19 protein-coding genes, 1 tRNA gene and 2 pseudogenes are annotated in these 16,816 nt (G+C 64.4%); 8 read left to right on the top strand and 14 right to left on the bottom strand.

Going from position 1 to position 16,816, the window contains the following annotated elements; genetic code table 11:
* Positions 1 to 55: 55 nt before the first annotated feature.
* The 3 genes from NA2_RS00290 to NA2_RS00280 all read right to left on the bottom strand — a co-directional run bounded on the left by NA2_RS00290 (position 56) and on the right by NA2_RS00280 (position 3,604).
* On the bottom strand, positions 56 to 1,177 hold the full coding sequence (locus NA2_RS00290; RefSeq protein ID WP_040676379.1) for a beta-ketoacyl-ACP synthase III: 1,122 nt from the start codon (positions 1,175 to 1,177) through the stop codon (positions 56 to 58).
* A gap of 203 nt (positions 1,178 to 1,380) precedes the next feature.
* Complete coding sequence (ettA, locus tag NA2_RS00285; RefSeq protein ID WP_008592900.1) at positions 1,381 to 3,030, bottom strand: energy-dependent translational throttle protein EttA; 1,650 nt, start codon at positions 3,028 to 3,030, stop codon at positions 1,381 to 1,383.
* A 118-nt stretch (positions 3,031 to 3,148) separates the two neighbouring features.
* On the bottom strand, positions 3,149 to 3,604 hold the full coding sequence (locus NA2_RS00280; protein ID WP_008592897.1) for a DsrE family protein: 456 nt from the start codon (positions 3,602 to 3,604) through the stop codon (positions 3,149 to 3,151).
* A 191-nt stretch (positions 3,605 to 3,795) separates the two neighbouring features.
* On the opposite strand from NA2_RS00280, the gene NA2_RS00275 reads away from it, so the two are divergent.
* The 3 genes from NA2_RS00275 to NA2_RS00265 all read left to right on the top strand — a co-directional run bounded on the left by NA2_RS00275 (position 3,796) and on the right by NA2_RS00265 (position 7,632).
* Positions 3,796 to 4,725, top strand: a complete 930-nt coding sequence (locus NA2_RS00275; RefSeq protein ID WP_008592895.1) for an alpha/beta fold hydrolase — start codon at positions 3,796 to 3,798, stop codon at positions 4,723 to 4,725.
* Positions 4,726 to 4,813: 88 nt separating this feature from the next.
* The gene (locus NA2_RS00270; protein ID WP_008592893.1) at positions 4,814 to 5,989 is read left to right on the top strand and encodes a CaiB/BaiF CoA transferase family protein; all 1,176 of its coding nucleotides are present in this window, start codon (positions 4,814 to 4,816) and stop codon (positions 5,987 to 5,989) included.
* A complete protein-coding gene (locus tag NA2_RS00265) occupies positions 5,986 to 7,632 on the top strand; it encodes a thiamine pyrophosphate-binding protein (protein WP_008592891.1) in 1,647 nt (548 codons plus the stop codon). Before NA2_RS00270 ends, NA2_RS00265 begins: the two co-directional genes overlap by 4 nt.
* A 3-nt stretch (positions 7,633 to 7,635) precedes the next feature.
* Here NA2_RS00265 and NA2_RS22215 read toward each other — a convergent pair whose 3' ends face one another.
* From NA2_RS22215 to NA2_RS22445, 3 genes are all read right to left on the bottom strand, one after another.
* Positions 7,636 to 7,776, bottom strand: a complete 141-nt coding sequence (locus tag NA2_RS22215; RefSeq protein ID WP_008592887.1) for a hypothetical protein — start codon at positions 7,774 to 7,776, stop codon at positions 7,636 to 7,638.
* Positions 7,777 to 8,057: 281 nt separating this feature from the next.
* Positions 8,058 to 9,137 carry a 1,2-phenylacetyl-CoA epoxidase subunit PaaE gene (gene paaE, locus NA2_RS00260; RefSeq protein WP_008592886.1) on the bottom strand — a complete coding sequence of 360 codons (1,080 nt, stop codon included), beginning with the start codon at positions 9,135 to 9,137 and terminating at the stop codon, positions 8,058 to 8,060.
* A gap of 7 nt (positions 9,138 to 9,144) precedes the next feature.
* The gene (locus NA2_RS22445; RefSeq protein ID WP_420798683.1) at positions 9,145 to 9,270 is read right to left on the bottom strand and encodes a PaaD-like zinc ribbon domain-containing protein; all 126 of its coding nucleotides are present in this window, start codon (positions 9,268 to 9,270) and stop codon (positions 9,145 to 9,147) included.
* 50 nt (positions 9,271 to 9,320) lie between these two features.
* Between NA2_RS22445 and NA2_RS21830 the strand changes: the two genes are divergently transcribed.
* Positions 9,321 to 9,431, top strand: a tRNA-OTHER gene (locus tag NA2_RS21830).
* Here the strand turns inward: NA2_RS21830 and NA2_RS22440 are convergent.
* The 4 genes and pseudogenes from NA2_RS22440 to paaA all read right to left on the bottom strand — a co-directional run.
* Positions 9,424 to 9,717, bottom strand: a pseudogene (locus tag NA2_RS22440) (iron-sulfur cluster assembly protein); the annotation flags it as partial. The gene NA2_RS21830 and the pseudogene NA2_RS22440 sit on opposite strands and share 8 nt — an antisense overlap.
* A 20-nt stretch (positions 9,718 to 9,737) precedes the next feature.
* A complete protein-coding gene (gene paaC, locus NA2_RS00250) occupies positions 9,738 to 10,511 on the bottom strand; it encodes a 1,2-phenylacetyl-CoA epoxidase subunit PaaC (protein ID WP_008592882.1) in 774 nt (257 codons plus the stop codon).
* Positions 10,511 to 10,798, bottom strand: a complete 288-nt coding sequence (gene paaB / locus NA2_RS00245) for a 1,2-phenylacetyl-CoA epoxidase subunit PaaB (protein ID WP_008592880.1) — start codon at positions 10,796 to 10,798, stop codon at positions 10,511 to 10,513. Before paaB ends, paaC begins: the two co-directional genes overlap by 1 nt.
* 5 nt (positions 10,799 to 10,803) lie before the next feature.
* Positions 10,804 to 11,799 (bottom strand): 1,2-phenylacetyl-CoA epoxidase subunit PaaA, encoded by a 996-nt coding sequence (gene paaA, locus NA2_RS00240; protein WP_008592878.1) that lies wholly within the window; start codon positions 11,797 to 11,799, stop codon positions 10,804 to 10,806.
* Between the two features lie 111 nt (positions 11,800 to 11,910).
* Between paaA and NA2_RS00235 the strand changes: the two genes are divergently transcribed.
* From NA2_RS00235 to NA2_RS00225, 3 genes are all read left to right on the top strand, one after another.
* The gene (locus NA2_RS00235) at positions 11,911 to 12,345 is read left to right on the top strand and encodes a PaaI family thioesterase (protein WP_008592876.1); all 435 of its coding nucleotides are present in this window, start codon (positions 11,911 to 11,913) and stop codon (positions 12,343 to 12,345) included.
* 206 nt (positions 12,346 to 12,551) lie between these two features.
* Positions 12,552 to 13,301: a hypothetical protein gene (locus NA2_RS21820; RefSeq protein WP_157188088.1), complete on the top strand. Its 750-nt coding sequence runs from the start codon at positions 12,552 to 12,554 to the stop codon at positions 13,299 to 13,301.
* The gene (locus NA2_RS00225; RefSeq protein WP_008592874.1) at positions 13,298 to 13,699 is read left to right on the top strand and encodes a DUF2019 domain-containing protein; all 402 of its coding nucleotides are present in this window, start codon (positions 13,298 to 13,300) and stop codon (positions 13,697 to 13,699) included. The genes NA2_RS21820 and NA2_RS00225 overlap by 4 nt, the downstream gene beginning before the upstream one ends.
* Positions 13,700 to 13,724: 25 nt before the next feature.
* Here NA2_RS00225 and NA2_RS00220 read toward each other — a convergent pair whose 3' ends face one another.
* The 4 genes and pseudogenes from NA2_RS00220 to NA2_RS00205 form a co-directional block, all read right to left on the bottom strand.
* Positions 13,725 to 14,177, bottom strand: a complete 453-nt coding sequence (locus tag NA2_RS00220; RefSeq protein WP_244423559.1) for a CreA family protein — start codon at positions 14,175 to 14,177, stop codon at positions 13,725 to 13,727.
* A 174-nt stretch (positions 14,178 to 14,351) separates the two neighbouring features.
* Complete coding sequence (locus NA2_RS00215) at positions 14,352 to 14,783, bottom strand: nuclear transport factor 2 family protein (protein WP_157188087.1); 432 nt, start codon at positions 14,781 to 14,783, stop codon at positions 14,352 to 14,354.
* Positions 14,784 to 14,952: 169 nt separating this feature from the next.
* Positions 14,953 to 15,213: pseudogene (locus NA2_RS00210) on the bottom strand (TetR family transcriptional regulator C-terminal domain-containing protein); the annotation flags it as partial.
* Positions 15,192 to 15,839, bottom strand: coding sequence for a class I SAM-dependent methyltransferase (locus tag NA2_RS00205; RefSeq protein WP_040676371.1), 648 nt, complete (start codon positions 15,837 to 15,839; stop codon positions 15,192 to 15,194). The gene NA2_RS00205 and the pseudogene NA2_RS00210, both read right to left, overlap by 22 nt.
* Positions 15,840 to 15,926: 87 nt before the next feature.
* Between NA2_RS00205 and NA2_RS00200 the strand changes: the two genes are divergently transcribed.
* Positions 15,927 to 16,805 (top strand): LysR family transcriptional regulator, encoded by an 879-nt coding sequence (locus tag NA2_RS00200; RefSeq protein ID WP_008592865.1) that lies wholly within the window; start codon positions 15,927 to 15,929, stop codon positions 16,803 to 16,805.
* The last annotated feature ends 11 nt before the right edge of the window (positions 16,806 to 16,816 follow it).

Below are 16,816 nucleotides of genomic sequence, written 5' to 3'. Positions count from 1 at the left end.
CTGGACGGATCGGCAATCGTGAGCGACCGGTGGCGTCGCCACCACCATTCATCCGTCACATCATGCGCATCAGCGCCCCGCCGATGGAGTAGCCGGCGCCGAAGGCGCACAGGAGCCCATGCTCGCCCGGCTTCATGTCCTCGTGGTTTTCCTTCAGCGCGATGATCGCGCCGGCGGCGGCCGTGTTGCCCAGCCGGTCGAGCACCATCGGCGCGCGGTCGTGGCCGACCTCGCCGCCGAAGGCGAGCTTGAGGATCATCGCGTTCATGCGCGCATTGGCCTGGTGCAGCCAGAACCGGCGCATCGTTTCCGGCGTATGGCCATGCTCGGCGAGGAAATCGACGATGAACTTGTGACCGGCGACGGTGACGTCCTTGAACACCTTGTTGCCGTTCTGCTTGATCAGGTTTCCTTCCATGGCGAGATAGGAAGGATCGTCCTGCGCCAGCCGGCTCATGAAGCCGAAATTGGTACGGATGTTGTTGGAGAACTGCGTCCAGCTGCGCGTGTCGACGATCTCGAAACGGCCCGGCCGTTCCTCGTTCGCGCCGAGCGCCTCGATCAGCACCGCCACAGAGGCGTCGCCGAAGATGAAATGCGTCTGCCGGTCGCGGAAATTGAGATGCGCGGTGATCAGTTCCGGCGTCACCACCAGCACGCGCCGGTGCGCACCCGCCTTGACGAGATTGGTCGCCACGTGCAGGCCCGCCAGCGCCGAGGAGCAGCCCAGCCCCATGTCGAAGCCTGCCCCGCCCGTGCCGAGCGCCTTCTGGATCTCGATGGCGATCGCCGGATAGGGCCGCTGGTGATGGGCGGAGGCGCAGATGACGAGATCGACATCCCTGGCCGCGACGCCCGCATGGTCGAGCGCCTTCTGCGCCGCAGCGGCGCCGAACTCGGCCATCACGGACAGGTCGTCGTCGCCCCGCGCCGGAATCACCGGCGCCATGCGCTTCGGGTCCAGAATTCCCTCGCGTTCATAGATATGCCGGCGCCGGATGCCCGACGCGTGTTCGATGAAAGCGGCGTCGGATTTCGCCAGGGGCGGCAGGCCCCTGGCCTCGCGTGCGGGGTTCTCCGCATCGATCCAGCTGTTGAAGCTTTCGACCAGCTCTTCGTTCGAGATCGAGGCCTCGGGTATCTCGACGCCGAGGCCGCCGACGCACACGCGCGTCATCGCATTCGAATGGTGCATTGCGAAATCGGAAACCTCGCGCTCGCTTGTGCGCCGTAACATGGTCCCTACCCGTGTTGACCCTCAGTGCGGGTTTACGCCGTGCGGAAGCAGAGTCAAGACAGCACCCTGCCGACGCCGTTCACGGCGCAATACTAACCGTAACACCCTAAGAGAATACGAACGTCGATGAAGGCCGGTCCGGGTTACCGCGTCAGCCTCTTGTACGTCACGCGCTTCGGATTGACGCTCTCCGGCCCGAGGCGACGGATCTTGTCCTGCTCGTAATCCTCGAAATTGCCCTCGAACCACTCCACATGGCTGTCGCCCTCGAAGGCCAGCATATGCGTCGCCAGCCGGTCGAGGAACATGCGGTCGTGCGAGATGATGACGGCGCAGCCGGCGAAATTCTCCAGCGCGTCTTCGAGCGCCGCCAGCGTCTCGGTGTCGAGGTCGTTGGTCGGTTCGTCGAGCAGCAGGACGTTGCCCCCCTCCTTCAGGAGCTTGGCCATGTGGACGCGGTTGCGCTGGCCGCCCGACAACGTGCCGACCTTCTGCTGCTGGTCGCCGCCCTTGAAGTTGAACGAGGAGCAGTAGGCGCGGCTGTTCACCTCGTGCTTGCCGAGCTTGATGACGTCGTTGCCGCCCGAAATCTCCTCCCAAACGGTCTTGTTGGGATCGAGCGCGTCGCGGCTCTGGTCCACATAGCCGAGCTTGACGGTCTCGCCGACGCGGATCGCGCCGCCGTCGGGCTGCTCCTGGCCGGTGATCATGCGGAACAGCGTCGTCTTGCCGGCGCCGTTGGCGCCGATCACGCCAACGATACCGCCAGGCGGCAGCTTGAACTCCAGATCGTCGATCAGCAGGCGCTCGCCATAGCCCTTGCTCAGGCCTTCCGCCTCGATCACCACATTGCCGAGGCGCTCGCCCGAGGGAATGATGATCTGCGCATCGCCGGGCCGGCGGTCGGCCGCCGACTGCACCAGCTCGTCATAGGCGCGGATACGCGCCTTCGACTTGGCCTGCCGCGCCTTCGGGCTTGCCGCCATCCACTCGCGCTCGCGTTCCAGCGCCTTCTGCCGCGAGGCCTCCTCGCGGCCTTCCTGCGCCATGCGCTTGGCCTTGGCCTCCAGATAGGCGGTGTAGTTGCCTTCGTAGGGAATGCCGCGGCCACGGTCGAGCTCGAGGATCCAGCCCGTCACATTGTCGAGGAAGTAGCGGTCGTGGGTGATGATCAGCACGGCGCCCGGATACTCGCGCAGGTGCTTTTCGAGCCATGCCGTCGTTTCGGCGTCGAGATGGTTGGTCGGCTCGTCCAGCAGCAGGAGGTCCGGCTGGCGCAGCAGGAGCTGGCAGAGCGCCACGCGGCGCTTCTCGCCGCCCGACAGATTGTCGATGGTGGCGTCGCCGGGCGGGCAGCGCAGCGCTTCCATCGCCATCTCCACCTGGCTTTCCAGGTCCCACAGGTTCTGGCTGTCGATCTGGTCCTGCAGCGCGGACGCCTCGTCGGCGGTCTCGTCGCTGTAGTTCATCATCAGCTCGTTGTAGCGCTCGAGGATCGCCGTCTTCGCGGCGACGCCTTCCATGACGTTGCCCATCACGTTCAGCGCCGGGTCGAGCTGCGGCTCCTGCGGCAGGTATCCGCAGGTCGCGCCCTCGGCCAGCCAGGCCTCGCCGGTGAACTCCTTGTCGAGGCCGGCCATGATCCTGAGCACCGTCGACTTGCCGGCGCCGTTGGGACCCAGAATGCCGATCTTGGCGTCCGGGTAGAACGACAGATGGACGTTCTCCAGGACCTTCTTGGCCCCATACGCCTTGTTGAGACCGGCCATGTGATAGATGAATTGGCGTGCCACGAAAAACTCCGCGCTCTGGTGTCGGTTGTCGCCGGGCTATGTAGGCGAAACCGGCGCGGGCGGCAATGCGGCGAACCGGCCTTTTCCGATCCGCCCGGCAATCGTGGCCCGGCCAGCCTCAGGGCTTGACGTAGGTATAGCCCTGCTGCTGCAGATGGCTGAGTTCAGCCACACCCGACGGCACGATCTCGTCCTCGAACACTTCGAAGAGATCGGTCTCGGGATTGATGTCGCGGCCCTGCAGCGTGTTGTTGCAGACGAGGAAGGTCACGTTCTGGGTCTTCAGGCTCGTCACCTCCGACTGAAGCGCCTGATCCGTCTTGGCCGCCCGCAGCAGCTCGACGCCATTGCCGTGCATCACCACCTTGACCTCGATCTTGTCGCGCCCGACGGCGTTGATGTGGTTCTGGACGTTGCGCAGCGCGCCCTTGTAGTACTTGCTGTCCTCGCCGCCATTCTGGTTGATGTGATAAACGACCTTCTGCACGTCATACCGGTCGTTCGCTCCGGCATGACCCACAGTCAGCATTGCGAGAATGGCGGCGGCGCAGGCGAGTGCGAAACGCGTCAACATGAAATCCCTCCCAGGGTGCGGTTGCAAGAAATCGGGCGCCGGTCGGTACCCGAAGCGTCAGGCTAGCACGAAAGCCGGCTACACATTCAAGCATCTTCATAATTAGATGTATCGGACGTCCGCAAATTTCCTTCCCCGCAGCGCCCGCATCTGAAACAACTGTTCTTGTTTTCCTGGCAACGTGAGGCGGCATGGGATTCGAGGATCAGACGACGCTTTCCAGTCCGACGGGCGCCAAGCTGCATCTGCTTCACAGGACGGCGCCGGCCGGCGCCCGCGGCGTGGTGCAGATCAACCACGGCGTTGCGGAGCACGCGATGCGCTATGCGGCCTTCGCCGATTTTCTGGCGCAGCGCGGTTTCCACGTCTACGCGCATGACCATCGCGGACATGGCAGGACGACGGCGCCGGGCGCGCCGCTCGGCCATATCGGCCCCGATGCGACCGCCGACACGCTGCTCGCGGACGTCGCGGCCGTGCACGACCACATCGCCGCCGAGCATCCCGGCCTGCCGGTGATCGTCTTCGGCCACTCGATGGGCGGCATGATCGCGATCAACTTCGCGATTCGATACGGCCACCGCCTCGCAGGGGCCGCCATATGGAACGCGCCGCTCGCCACCGCGCCGGAGGCGCTGGCCGGCAAGGCGGTGCTCGCATGGGAACGGTTTCGCCTCGGCTCGGACGTTCCCTCGAGGCTCCTGCCGAAGCTCACCTTCGCCGCCTGGGCGCGCGCCTTTCCCGAGCGGCGGACGGAGTCCGACTGGCTATCCCGCGACTGCGCGGAGGTCGACAAGTACATCGCCGATCCCCTTTCCGGCCGGGACTCCTCCATCGGCATCTGGACGGCGCTTTTCGATCTCAGCCTGAAAGCCGGCGGCCATGCCGCGCTGGAGGCTGCCCGCAAGTCGCTTCCCTACATGCTGGTCGCCGGCAGCGCGGATCCCTCCACAAAGGGCGGCAAGGTCATTCGCACGCTGGAAACACGGCTCAGGCGGAACGGCTTTTCGAATCTCGAAACAACGATCTACGAGGATTTCCGGCACGAAACCCTCAACGAGGTCGGGCGCGAACGGGCCATGGAGGACTTTGTCGCCTGGGCCGAAAAAATCATCAATTGATGCCAAAATAATGCGGTGAGCGCATCTGGAAGGCGCCGGGACCGTTTGCTACCTCAAGGCAGGTGAATTTGGAGGGCTGCGGGCGACCATGACCAACCCACCCCTGAAGGGCATTCGCGTCATCGAGCTGGCGCGCATTCTGGCCGGCCCCTGGGCAGGCCAGGTCCTGGCCGATCTCGGCGCCGACGTGATCAAGGTCGAGAACCCCGACGGCGGCGACGACACGCGCAAATGGGGCCCGCCCTTCGTCGAGGGCGCCGACGGCGAGAACCTTTCCGCCGCCTATTACCACGCCTGCAACAGGGGCAAGCGCTCGATCGCCCTCGACTTCTCCCGGCCCGAAGAAGCGGAGAAGCTGAAGAAGCTGATCGCCACGGCAGACGTGCTGATCGAGAATTTCAAGCTGGGCGGCCTTGCGAAATACGGCCTCGACTATGAGAGCCTGAAGGCGATCAATCCCCGCCTCGTCTACTGCTCCATCACCGGCTTCGGCCAGACCGGCCCCTATGCGCCGCGCGCGGGCTATGACTTCATCATTCAGGGCATGTCGGGGCTGATGTCGATCACCGGCGCGCCGGGCGGCGAGCCGCAGAAGGTCGGCGTTGCGGTCAGCGACATCTTCACCGGCCTCTATTCGGTGATCGCCATTCAGGCGGCCCTGCGCCATGCGGAAGCGACCGGAGAGGGCCAGCACATCGACATGGCGCTGCTCGACAGCCAGGTGGCGGTGCTGGCGAACCAGAACATGAACTATCTGATCTCCGGCAACAGCCCTGTGCAGATGGGCAATGCGCATATGAATATCGCGCCCTACGAGGTGCTGCCGCTGAAGGACGGCCACATCATTCTCGCCGTGGGCAATGACGGCCAGTTCCAGCGCTTCTGCAACATCGCCGGCCTCGACGACCTGCCCGGAGACGAACGCTTTGCCACCAACCCCGCGCGTGTCGCCAACCGTGCAGCGCTCCGCGAGCGCGTTGTTGCGGCACTGGCCGGCCGGGAGAAGACGGAATTCCTCGAGAAATGCGACGCCAACGCGGTTCCGGCCAGCCCGATCAACACGATCGAGGAGATGTTCGACGATCCGCAGGTGAAGGCGCGCAGCATGCGGCTTTCGCTGGATGACGGGCACGGCACGGCGCTGCCTTCGGTGCGCTCCCCCATCGCCCTTTCCGAAACCCCGCTTTCCCATGAACGGCCAAGCCCCCGCCTTGGCGAGCACACGGCAGAAATCCTGCGTGAAATCGGAGACGACAGCGAATGAAGACCGGCGGCCAGCTCATCGTCGACAGCCTCGAAGCCAATGGCGTGGACCGCATTTTCAGCGTGCCGGGCGAAAGCTATCTGGCCGTGCTCGACGCGCTTCATGATTCGAAGATCCGCAACATCGTGTGCCGCCAGGAAGGCGGCGCGGCGATGATGGCGGACTGCCACGGGCGGCTGACCGGCCAGCCCGGCATCTGCTTCGTGACGCGCGGCCCCGGCGCCACCAACGCCTCGCCCGGCGTCCACATCGCCATGCAGGATTCGACGCCGATGATCCTGTTCATCGGCCAGGTGGCGAGCCACGCGCGCGAGCGGGAAGCGTTCCAGGAGGTGGATTACCGCGCCTTCTTCGGTCCGATCGCCAAATGGGCGACCGAGATCGACGACGCAGCGCGGATCCCCGAGATCCTGACGCGCGCCTTTGCGGTCGCGACCTCCGGCCGCCCCGGCCCGGTGGTGATCTCGCTTCCCGAGGACATGCTCACCAGCATCGTCGATGCGCCGGCGCCCAGACCCTTCACACCGGTCGAGACGCGGCCGGGCAACGCGGAGATGGAGGCGCTCGCCGCCCTCCTGAAGGACGCCGAACGGCCCTTCGTCATTCTCGGCGGCTCGCGATGGAACGAGAAAGCCGTCGCCGACTTCCAGAAGGCGGCGAAAGCCTGGTCCCTGCCCGTAGGCTGCTCCTTCCGCCGACAGATGCTGTTCGATCACCTGCATCCCTGCTATGCCGGCGATGTGGGCATCGGCCCCAATCCGAAACTCGCGGCAGCGGTGAGGGAAGCCGACCTCGTCCTGCTCGTTGGCGGCCGCTTCGGCGAGATGCCGTCTTCCGACTACACGCTCATCAAGAGCCCCTATCCCGACCAGAAGCTCGTGCATGTGCATGCCGACGCCAATGAGCTCGGCCGTGTCTACAGCCCGACGCTGGCCATCAACGCATCGTCGGCAGCCTTCGCCGAGGCCTTTGCCGCGCTCGCGCCAGGCGATACCCCCTGGGCGGCGGAGACCGAACGGCTGCACCAGTCCTATCTCGCCTGGTCTACCCCGCCGAAGACAGGCCCGGGGACAGTGCAGATGGGACCGATCATGGAGCATCTGGAAAGCGTCCTGCCGGACGATGCGATCTTCACCAATGGCGCCGGCAATTACGCCACCTGGGTGCATCGCTTCCGCCGCTTCCGGCGTTTCGCCACGCAGGGCGCGCCGACCTCCGGTTCGATGGGCTACGGCACACCGGCGGCCGTGGCCGCCAAGGCGCTCTTCCCCGAGCGCGAGGTGATCGCCTTCGCCGGCGACGGCTGCTTCATGATGAACGGCCAGGAATTCGCCACCGCCGTGCAGTACGATCTGCCGATCGTTGTGGTGGTGGTGAACAACGGCATCTACGGCACGATCCGCATGCATCAGGAGCGTGAATATCCCGGCCGCGTTTCCGGCACGGCGATCCGCAATCCTGATTTCGCGGAACTGGCCCGCGCCTATGGCGGCCATGGCGAGACGGTGGAGAAGACGGACGATTTCGCCGGCGCCTTCGAACGCGCCCGGGCGAGCGGCAAACCGGCGATCATCGAGATCAAGCTCGACCCCGAAGCCATCACCCCTGCGAAGACGCTGACGGATATCCGCGAGAAGCGTTGAGGTTCAGTCCTTGCGCCGTGACGAAGCAACGGCGCCGATCCCGGCGCCGACAGCCACGCCAATGCCGATACCCATCGCGACATCGTCAAGCGCCGTGCCGATCGCTGCACCCATGCCTATGCCGACAGCCATCCATAGTGCCATAAGGGTCTCCTTTCCCTTCACGTAGGAAGGCTTGCCGCCTATTTTAACCGGCACGAACTGAGATGTGCCTTCTCGTCCACACGCTCCTCGTTCTGAGCCTACCAAATTCGCCGAAGGGCGACGGATGGTGAGGCTGAAGGAAACGTTGGAGAAGCGGCTGGTCGTTTGCGCGTTTCCGATATCCGAGGCGCAGGCCCCTCATCCCCCTACCGGGACCTTCTCCCCGCTTGCGGGGAGAAGGAGCGCGTCATCGAGGGCGGCGCATGATTGGATTGCGTTGATCAGGCAGCGTCGAAATCGAGCACCAGCTTCTGCGCCGTCGGCCGGGTCTGGCAGGCGAGCGTGAAGCCGGCCTCCACTTCCCACGGCTCCAGCGAGAAATTCACCGCCATCTCCGACTGCCCTTCCACCACGCGGCAGCGGCAGGTGCAGCACATGCCGCCAGCGCAGGAATAGGGCAGCTCGATGCCGGCCCGATGCGCGGCGTCGAGCACCGTGCCATCGGCATCGTTCATGGCGAAGCTGCGCCGCACGCCATCCAGCACCACCTCGATCGCAGCACCTTCCTCGACGGCCTCCCGCGCGGCCTTCGAGGCCTTGCGCGGCGCCGGAGCCTCGCCCGACGGCGTGAAGCGCTCGAAGCGGATGCGGTCTCGCGCGACGCCCATCGCCTCCAGCGATGCCGACACCGCGTCGATCATTTCGCCCGGTCCGCACAGGAAGACGCCGTCGGCCTCCAGCGGCGCGATCAGCCCGCCGCCGGCAAGCTCAGCCACCCGCCCGGCATCGATGCGGCCGTTGAAGATGTCCACGTCCTGCGCTTCCCGCGACAGCAGGTGGATCAGCGTGAAACGGCCCATATAGCGGTCCTTGAGGTCGTTCAGTTCCTCCAGGAACATGATCGTCTCGGTCGAGCGGTTGCCGTAGACCAGCGTGATGGTGCTGTCCTTCTCATGCGCCAGGACGGTGCGGGCGATGGACAGCATCGGCGTGATGCCGGACCCGGCGGCGAACAGAAGATAGTCGTGCCGCTCGCCCTTCAGCGCCGTGAAGCGGCCCTGCGGCGGCATCACGCGGATCGTGTCACCGACCGAGAGCACATCGTTGACGAAAGTGGAGAACCGGCCGTCTGCGACCTTCTTCACCCCGACGCGCAGGACGGCGTCCCCGGGAGCCGAACAGATCGAGTAAGAGCGCCGCGCCTCCTCACCGTCGATATCCGTCGCCAGCGTCAGATACTGACCGGGCGTGAAGGCGAAGGTGTCGGTATGATCGGCCGGCACCTCGAAGGCGATCGCCACCGCATCCGGCGTCTGCCGCTCGATGCCGACAACCTTCAGATCGTGGAAACGCGGGGCCATGGTCACCTCAGATGCATTTGAAATAGTCGAAAGGCTCGTGGCAGCTTTCGCAGCGATAGAGCGCCTTGCAGGCCGTCGAGCCGAACTCGGAAACGCGCGCGGTCTCCGGTGAACCGCAGCGCGGGCAGGTCACCTCCGTCTCGCCGAACAGCGCGCGGATGGAGTTCGACGCCTTGGCCGGCGGCGCGATGCCGTAGGCGCGCAGCTTCTCGCGCCCCTCCTCGCTGATCCAGTCGGTGGTCCAGGCCGGCGCGATCACGCGTTCGACGCGCGGTTCGAACCCCGCCTCGCGCAGCGCCGCTTCCACCGCCAGCTCGATGGCAAGCACCGCCGGGCAGCCCGTATAGGTCGGCGTGACGCGGGCGACGGCGACATCGCCCTCCATCTCGACGCCGCGCAGGATGCCCAGATCCTCGATGGTGACGGCCGGGATTTCCGGATCGACCACGGAAGCGGCGGCCCGGTAGGCGCGCTGCCGGCGGAGATTTGCGCTGATACCCCCCTCTGACCTGCCGGACAGCCGCTCTCCCCCCTTGAGGGGGAGATGGCCGGCAGGCCAGAGGGGGGTGCGAAGGGGCACCACCTTCTCCACGCGCCCGCTCACCAAATCATCCCCGGATAGGTGCGCTGCATGTGCTGCAGCTCCGCCAGCAGGAAACCCAGCGCCTCGCCGTGCCGGCCCTGCCGGCCGCCGGTCTGGCCATGCTGCGTCTCCACCCAGGCCAGCCCCGCCTCGGCGAAGATCGGCCCGACGATCGCATCGAAGGCCGGGCGCAGCGTGGCGGGATCGGGCGCGATGCCGGCCTCGGCCATAGCTTTTGTCACCGCGTCGCTCTCGAACAGCTCGTCCACATAGGGCGCCAGCGCCTCGACGGCCGCCTTCATCCGCCGCGTGCTTTCCTCGGTTCCGTCGCCGAGCCGCACCACCCATTCGCCCGCGTGGCGGATGTGATAGGCGACTTCCTTCTCCGCCTTGGCGGCGATGCCCGCCAGCCGTTCGTCGCGCGACGAGAGCATGCCCTGCCACAGGGGCTGCATGAAGGCCGCGAAATGGAGCTGGCGCAGCATCGTATGGGCGAAATCGCCGTTCTCGCGCTCCGCCATCAGGCAGTTCACATAGTCACGCTCGCGCCTGACATAGGCGATCTGGTCCTCGTCGCGCCCCTTGCCTTCCACCTCGCCGGCATACTGATAGAGCGTACGCGCCTGGCCGATCAGGTCGAGCGCCATGTTCGGCATGGCGAGGTCTTCCTCAAGCATCGGCGCATGGCCGCACCATTCCGAGAGCCGGTGGCCGATGATGAGGTGATCGTCGGCGAGCCTGAGCAGGAAGGCCGTCAGCGCCTCGCCGGAAACGGCAGCAGCAGCGGCCATCACATATGCCCCACTTCGTCGGGGATCTCGTAGAAGGTCGGATGCCGGTAGACCTTCGTCAGCGCCGGCTCGAAATTCTCGTCCTTGTTCTCGGGGTCGGACGCGGTGATCGCGGCGGAGGGCACGACCCAGATGGACGTGCCCTCGCCGCGCCGCGTGTAGACGTCGCGCGCCGCCTGCAGCGCCATCACCTCGTCGGCGGCATGCACCGAGCCGCAGTGCTTGTGCGCCAGCCCGTTGCGCGGGCGGATGAAAACTTCCCAAAGGGGGATCTGGTTTTTCGTCATGTCGCTCACTCCGCCGCCATCTTCGCCGCCGCACGGCGGGCTTTCCGTTTCTCCGCATGGGCAAGTGCCGCCTCGCGCACCCAGGCGCCGTCGTCCCAGGCCTTCTGCCGGGCCGCGATGCGCTCGCGGTTCATCGGGCCATGCCCCTTCACCACGCGCCAGAACTCGTCCCAGTCGATGGCGCCGAAATCGTAGCCGCCCTTCTCCTCGTTCCACTTCAGGTCGGGATCGGGAAAGGTCAGGCCGATGAATTCGCCCTGCGGCACGGTCGCATCGACGAATTTCTGGCGCAGCTCGTCATTGGTGAAGCGCTTGATCTTCCACTTCATGGATTGGTCGCCATGCTGGCTGTCGGCATCGTGCGGGCCGAACATCATCAGCGAGGGCCACCACCAGCGGTTCAGCGCATCCTGCGCCATCTCCTTCTGCTCGGGCGTGCCGCGCGCCAGCGTCATCATGATCTCGTAGCCCTGGCGCTGGTGAAAACTCTCTTCCTTGCACACGCGGATCATGGCGCGCGCATAAGGGCCGTAGGAACACCGACAGAGCGGGATCTGGTTCATGATCGCAGCACCATCCACCAGCCAGCCGATGGCGCCGATATCGGCCCAGGTCAGGGTCGGATAGTTGAAGATGGAGGAGTATTTCGCCTTGCCCGAGAGCAGTTCCTCGGTCATCTCTTCGCGCGAGACGCCCAGCGTCTCTGCGGCGGAATAGAGATAGAGCCCGTGGCCGCCCTCGTCCTGCACCTTGGCGAGCAGCGCCGCCTTGCGTCTGAGCGACGGCGCACGCGTGATCCAGTTGCCCTCCGGCAGCATGCCGACGATCTCCGAATGCGCGTGCTGGCCGATCTGGCGAATCAGCGTGCGGCGATAGCCTTCCGGCATCGGATCGTTCGGCTCGATCTTCTCCTCGGCGTCGATGCGCGCCTGAAAGGCGGCGAGGAAGGCCTCGTCCTCGGTCGTCTCGGTCTTCGCGCCGATAAGCCCTTGGCTGTACATCGCTTCTCCTCCATGCTCGCTGATGGCTATGGCTTGCCGGCTCAATATGTAACAAAAATATCAGAAGATAGCAATATTTCGTAACACATTATTCAACACATCGGAGAGGACATGACGGAGACCATCACGCCGGCTGCGGCCCTGAACGCCGCGCGCGATACGCTGGGGAGCGTATTCGCGCCATGGATCAACGCGCTTCGCCTCGAAGCGCTGGCGGCGACGGCCGAGGGCGGCGACTTCCGCCTGCCGGAGAACCGCGATCTCGCTCATGCGGGCGGCGTCATCTGCGGCCAGGCGACGGCATCGGCCGCCGACACCTGCGCCGTGGCGGCCATCGCCGCCGCCAACGGCCGCTTCCGCCCCTGCACGACGGTCGACATGACGACGCATTTCATCCGGCCGCTGAAGCCGGGGCCTGTCTCGATCCGCGTCGATCTCCTGTCGAACGGCCGCCGCATGGCCTATCTGCGCGTCGAGATGCGCGCCGAAGGCGACACACGCATCGCCTTCACGGCAACGGGCGCCTATGCGTATCTGGACGGATGAATGGCGCGAGCATGTGTGATTGGCTGCATAAGCGTGGATAAATCCGAACAACATCTCTCCCCCACCGACTGCGAAACCAAGGCAATCGATTGAATCCACGTCATTTCTGATCACCGCGCGTATGATCTGGAAAATTCCGGCACGTTGTTTGTCCCCCTCGCGGCATCAGCCTTCATCCTACTGGAGGATGCCACGAGGCTGGGACGATGACGAACGGATCACTGACGAAGAATTGGCGGACGTCGGTAAGTTGGCACACAGAGCTGAAGGCACAACTCGCCGAAACCACGTTTCGATTGCAGGCCCTTCGCCTGCGACTACTTCTTACGGACAAATACAACTTCAACCCCAGCCAACCGCGTGTGCCAAGAGGGCATCGTTTCGGAGGCCGGTGGACACGACCTGGAGGAACTTGGAGTACCGCAATAGACGGCGCAGAGATCATTCTTGCCAGTCATGAGCCCGACAGACCCCACATTCCACAACGCCGCCCAGAGAGAGCGCGTGACCGCAACCGGGTTGCCCGACGGATTGCGCGCTACATCGGGAGATACATCGACAATCTGTCGCAAGCGCAGATCGTCGCCATACTCCTCAATGCGGGCTGGTTGGCGAATGAAGCTGGTTCAACCATATACTCCTACCTCGACAAACCAAGGACATTGGGCGAACTTAAGGAGCGCGCGAAAGCTCCATTGCCTGGCTACGACGTTCATCACATCGTCGAACAAACCCCGGCATACAAGGACGGCTTCTCTCGTGAACAGATCAACGGAGATGACAATCGCGTGCTCATTCCACGCTATAAGCATTGGGAGATCACTGGGTGGTACGGCACTTCTAACGAAGAATATGGCGGACTTTCCCCTAGGGAGTTTCTTCGAAAGGCCCCGTGGGGCGAGCGAGTAAAAATTGGATTGCATGCACTTGAGAAACATGGAGTGCTCAAGCCATGAGCAATTCTCAACCAACCGCAAAACTGACCACAGAAGAACTGGTCGACCGCTTCGCTGCAATCGGCATTGCGCAGGACGAAGCGCTTCTCGACAACGAGATCGCAAAATTCAACCGTCTCTATCGAAAGAAGGTCGCCATAGAAACCGAACTGCGTGACCGCCCCGGAGACCAACGCCGTCAACTCATGGCGCTCTACGACCATCCCAACATGCAGGTTCGCCTGAATGCCGCCAAGGCGACACGCGCCATCGACATGAAGAAGGCGCGTGCGCTCCTCGAAGCCATAACAACATCGAAGCACTATCCCCAGGCCGGCGATGCAGGGATGGCACTCGTCGCCATGGATGACGGCACCTACAAGCTGGATGGGCATCTTCCGCCGAAGCCACAGCGATGATCCGGCCTCAACAGCTGGTCTCCAGCTACTCCCTGCCCGTCCAGTTCACATCCTGCCCGTACAGCGGCACGGTCGAGATTGCCATCTTGGCCGAGCCGTCCTGCACCTGGCGGGCATGGGAGAGATAGATCAGCGTGTCGTTCTTTTCGTCATAGATGCGCTTGACGACGACCGACTTCCAGATAAGCGACTGGCGCTGCTTGAACACCTCCTCGCCGTCCTCGCCGAGCTCGATATCGCCGATGACGATCGGCCCGGTCTGGCGGCAGGAGATGGAGGAGTTCGACGGGTCCTCGAACCAATTGCCCTTCTGCAGCCGGTCGATCACGCCCCGGTCGAAATAGGTGACATGGCAGGTGACACCCTCCACCTGCGGATCATGGATCGCCTCGACGATGATGTCGTTGCCCAACCAATCGACGCCAACCTCGCCGACTTGCTCGGCGAAGGCGGGGGTGGCGAGGACAGCGGCAAGCATGAGGGCTGGCGGGAGAAAGCTGCGGCGCATTGAAGACTCTTCTGGTTGCAAAACTGCAAAACAAGGCCGTCTTAATATGGGGCCGCCTTCCGCGATTGGAATGGTTTGCGGAAGAAGTAATCCTGAGCCGGATTTCACTCCGGTTCGAACGAACAGCCTCCTGAAAGCTCACAGCTAGACCAGAAGACCGGCCTGAATCTCCGCCGTATCGAAATAGAAGGGCGTTGCCTCAATCAGCAGCCCGTTCTCAAATCTCAGCACCTCGGTGAATGGCTGGGTTATCGACACACCTGTTGCCCGTAGCGTGAGATGCAGTGTGCAGGACACGTAAAGTTTGTTCAGAGAGCCACAGCAATTCAGGTCTTCGACCCCCATCTTGCTGTATGCTTTGCTCATTTGTTGCATCAAGCCGGCAACGCCGTCCAATCCTTTCCAATCGCCGGGGTACGGGACCGATGTTGGCTCATGAACGACAACCTCCGGATGAAAGGCTCTCGCCAGTATTGCCATGTCCTTCTTCTCCGATGCCATGAAAGACGTTTCTGCTTCGAACATTCTTTTAAGAATCTGCATCGGTGAAAGGCTGTCTTCTGGTATGGGCTGCATTTTTTCCTCGGCGTTTGATCATGACGAGGCGGGTGTATATTTTGCGCCAAGATGGCACTGCCACCCGTTTCATGCCGTCAACCCGAATGTCGGGGAGAAGGACGGCTTGGTCGGCCACTCGAGACACAACGCTATAAGTCCGGAATTCGTCCCGGTAGGCTATCCACCCTCACCCCAGACACAGCCCTTCCAGAAACCGCGCCGCGTCCTCGAAGCGCCCCTCGCCGCCGCGCCTGTCGCCCAGCACGGCGCGCTCCTGCACGTCGAAATCGGCATAGTGCTGCGTCGTCGCCCATATGGCGAAGATGAAGTGGTACGGGTCCGACGGCTTCAATTTGCCGGCGCGCATCCAGTGGGCGATGACCGCCGCCTTTTCGTCGACCAGCGCCTTAAACTCGCCCTCCAGCGTCAGCGGGATACGCGCCGCGCCACGATGAAGGGGCGGTCGTCCCCGCCTTTCGTCGCGTGCCATTCGACGGCGCGGATCTCCAATCGGGCCGCCTCCATCTGCGCCTCCAGTTCCTCCAGCCGGAACGAGGTGACGTGCGGCGCAAGGCCCAGCGCCCGCATCGCCGGCAGGAGCACCCAGCGCAGCAACGGGTTCATGTCGCCGAGACACGGCGTCTTTGAAATGAAGATGCCGTCCTCCGCAAGCAGCGCCTGAACGCTGCGCAGCGTGCCCGGCAGGTCCCGCACCAGATGGAGATAGTTGAAGCCCAGAACCACGTCGAAGCGCCCGGCCTCGGCGGCGATTTCCTCCGCAGTTGCCGCACGAAAGGAAAGAGCCGGGGCGGCTCCCGCCTCGGCGCGCCGCTCCTCGGCGATGCCGATCATGCCGGGGGAGATGTCCGTCGCCAGATAGGATTGTACGCCCCCGGCCAGCCGGAGCGCCGTCGTCCCCGTCCCGCAGCCGAGTTCCAGAACGCGGTGGTCTGCGCCGAGCAGGGCCGCCGCCCGCTCCAGCGTCCGCTCGTAGCCTGCCCGGTCGGCAATCGCCGAACGCGCATACCGCCGTGAAGTCCGGTCCCAGAACCGGGCGTCGCTCATTGCATTCATCATGAAAAGCTCCGTTCCCGGCACGGATTAACATATGCGTGAGAAAAGAAAATTGCCGAAAATTGCAGCATCTATATACATAAATGCATGAAGACGATGGACTGGAACCACCTCCGCGCCTTTCATGAAACCGCATCCGCCGGCTCCCTGTCGGCCGCGGCGCGGCGTCTCCGTCTGACGCAGCCCACCCTTTCGCGGCAGATCCAGGCGCTCGAAGCGGAGCTAGGCGTGCCGCTGTTCGAGCGTGTCGGCCGCCGGCTGACGCTGACTGAGACCGGGTCGGACCTGCTCGACCACATCCGCGTGATGAACGACGCGGCCGATGCCGTGGCCCTGGCGGCAAGCGGCCGGGTGGAAGAGGTCGGCGGGCGGGTCCTAATCTCTGCCACCGACACCTATTGCGCCTATATCCTGCCGCCCATCGTCGCGCGCATCAGGGCCGAAGCGCCGAACGTCTCGGTCGCGCTCGTCGCCGCCAACGAGCTGAGCAACCTGCACCGCAGGGAGGCCGACATCGCGATCCGCCATGTGCGCCCCGATCAGCCCGGCCTTGTCGGCAGGCATGTGCGCGACACCGAGGCACGCTTCTATGCGTCGCGCGACTGGACCGGCCGCAACGCCCCGCCGCGGACGGTCGCCGACCTCGCCACGGCCGCGCTGATCGGCTTCGGCGACACGGAGCGCTTCTCGGCCCATCTGCGCGCCATCGGCATCCCCATGCGCGCGGAGGATTTCCGGCTCATGGCCGATTCCTCGGTCGCCGTCTGGGAGATGGTGAAGAGCGGCATCGGCGTGGCGGCGATGCTCCGCGAGATCGCCCAGCGGACACCGGACCTCATCAAGCTTCTGCCGGACATGCCGCCGATCCCCGTGCCCGTCTGGCTGGTGACCCACCGAGAGCTGCAGTCCAGCCCCCGCATCCGGCTCGTCCACGATATTCTCGCGGAAGAGCTGGCGAGACTGTAGGCCCCTTGTCG

The organism is Nitratireductor pacificus pht-3B, assembly GCF_000300335.1.
Classification (GTDB): Bacteria; Pseudomonadota; Alphaproteobacteria; order Rhizobiales; family Rhizobiaceae; genus Nitratireductor; species Nitratireductor pacificus.
Note: the sequence above shows the minus strand (reverse complement) of the source record. Positions and strands in the feature narration are given on the sequence as shown.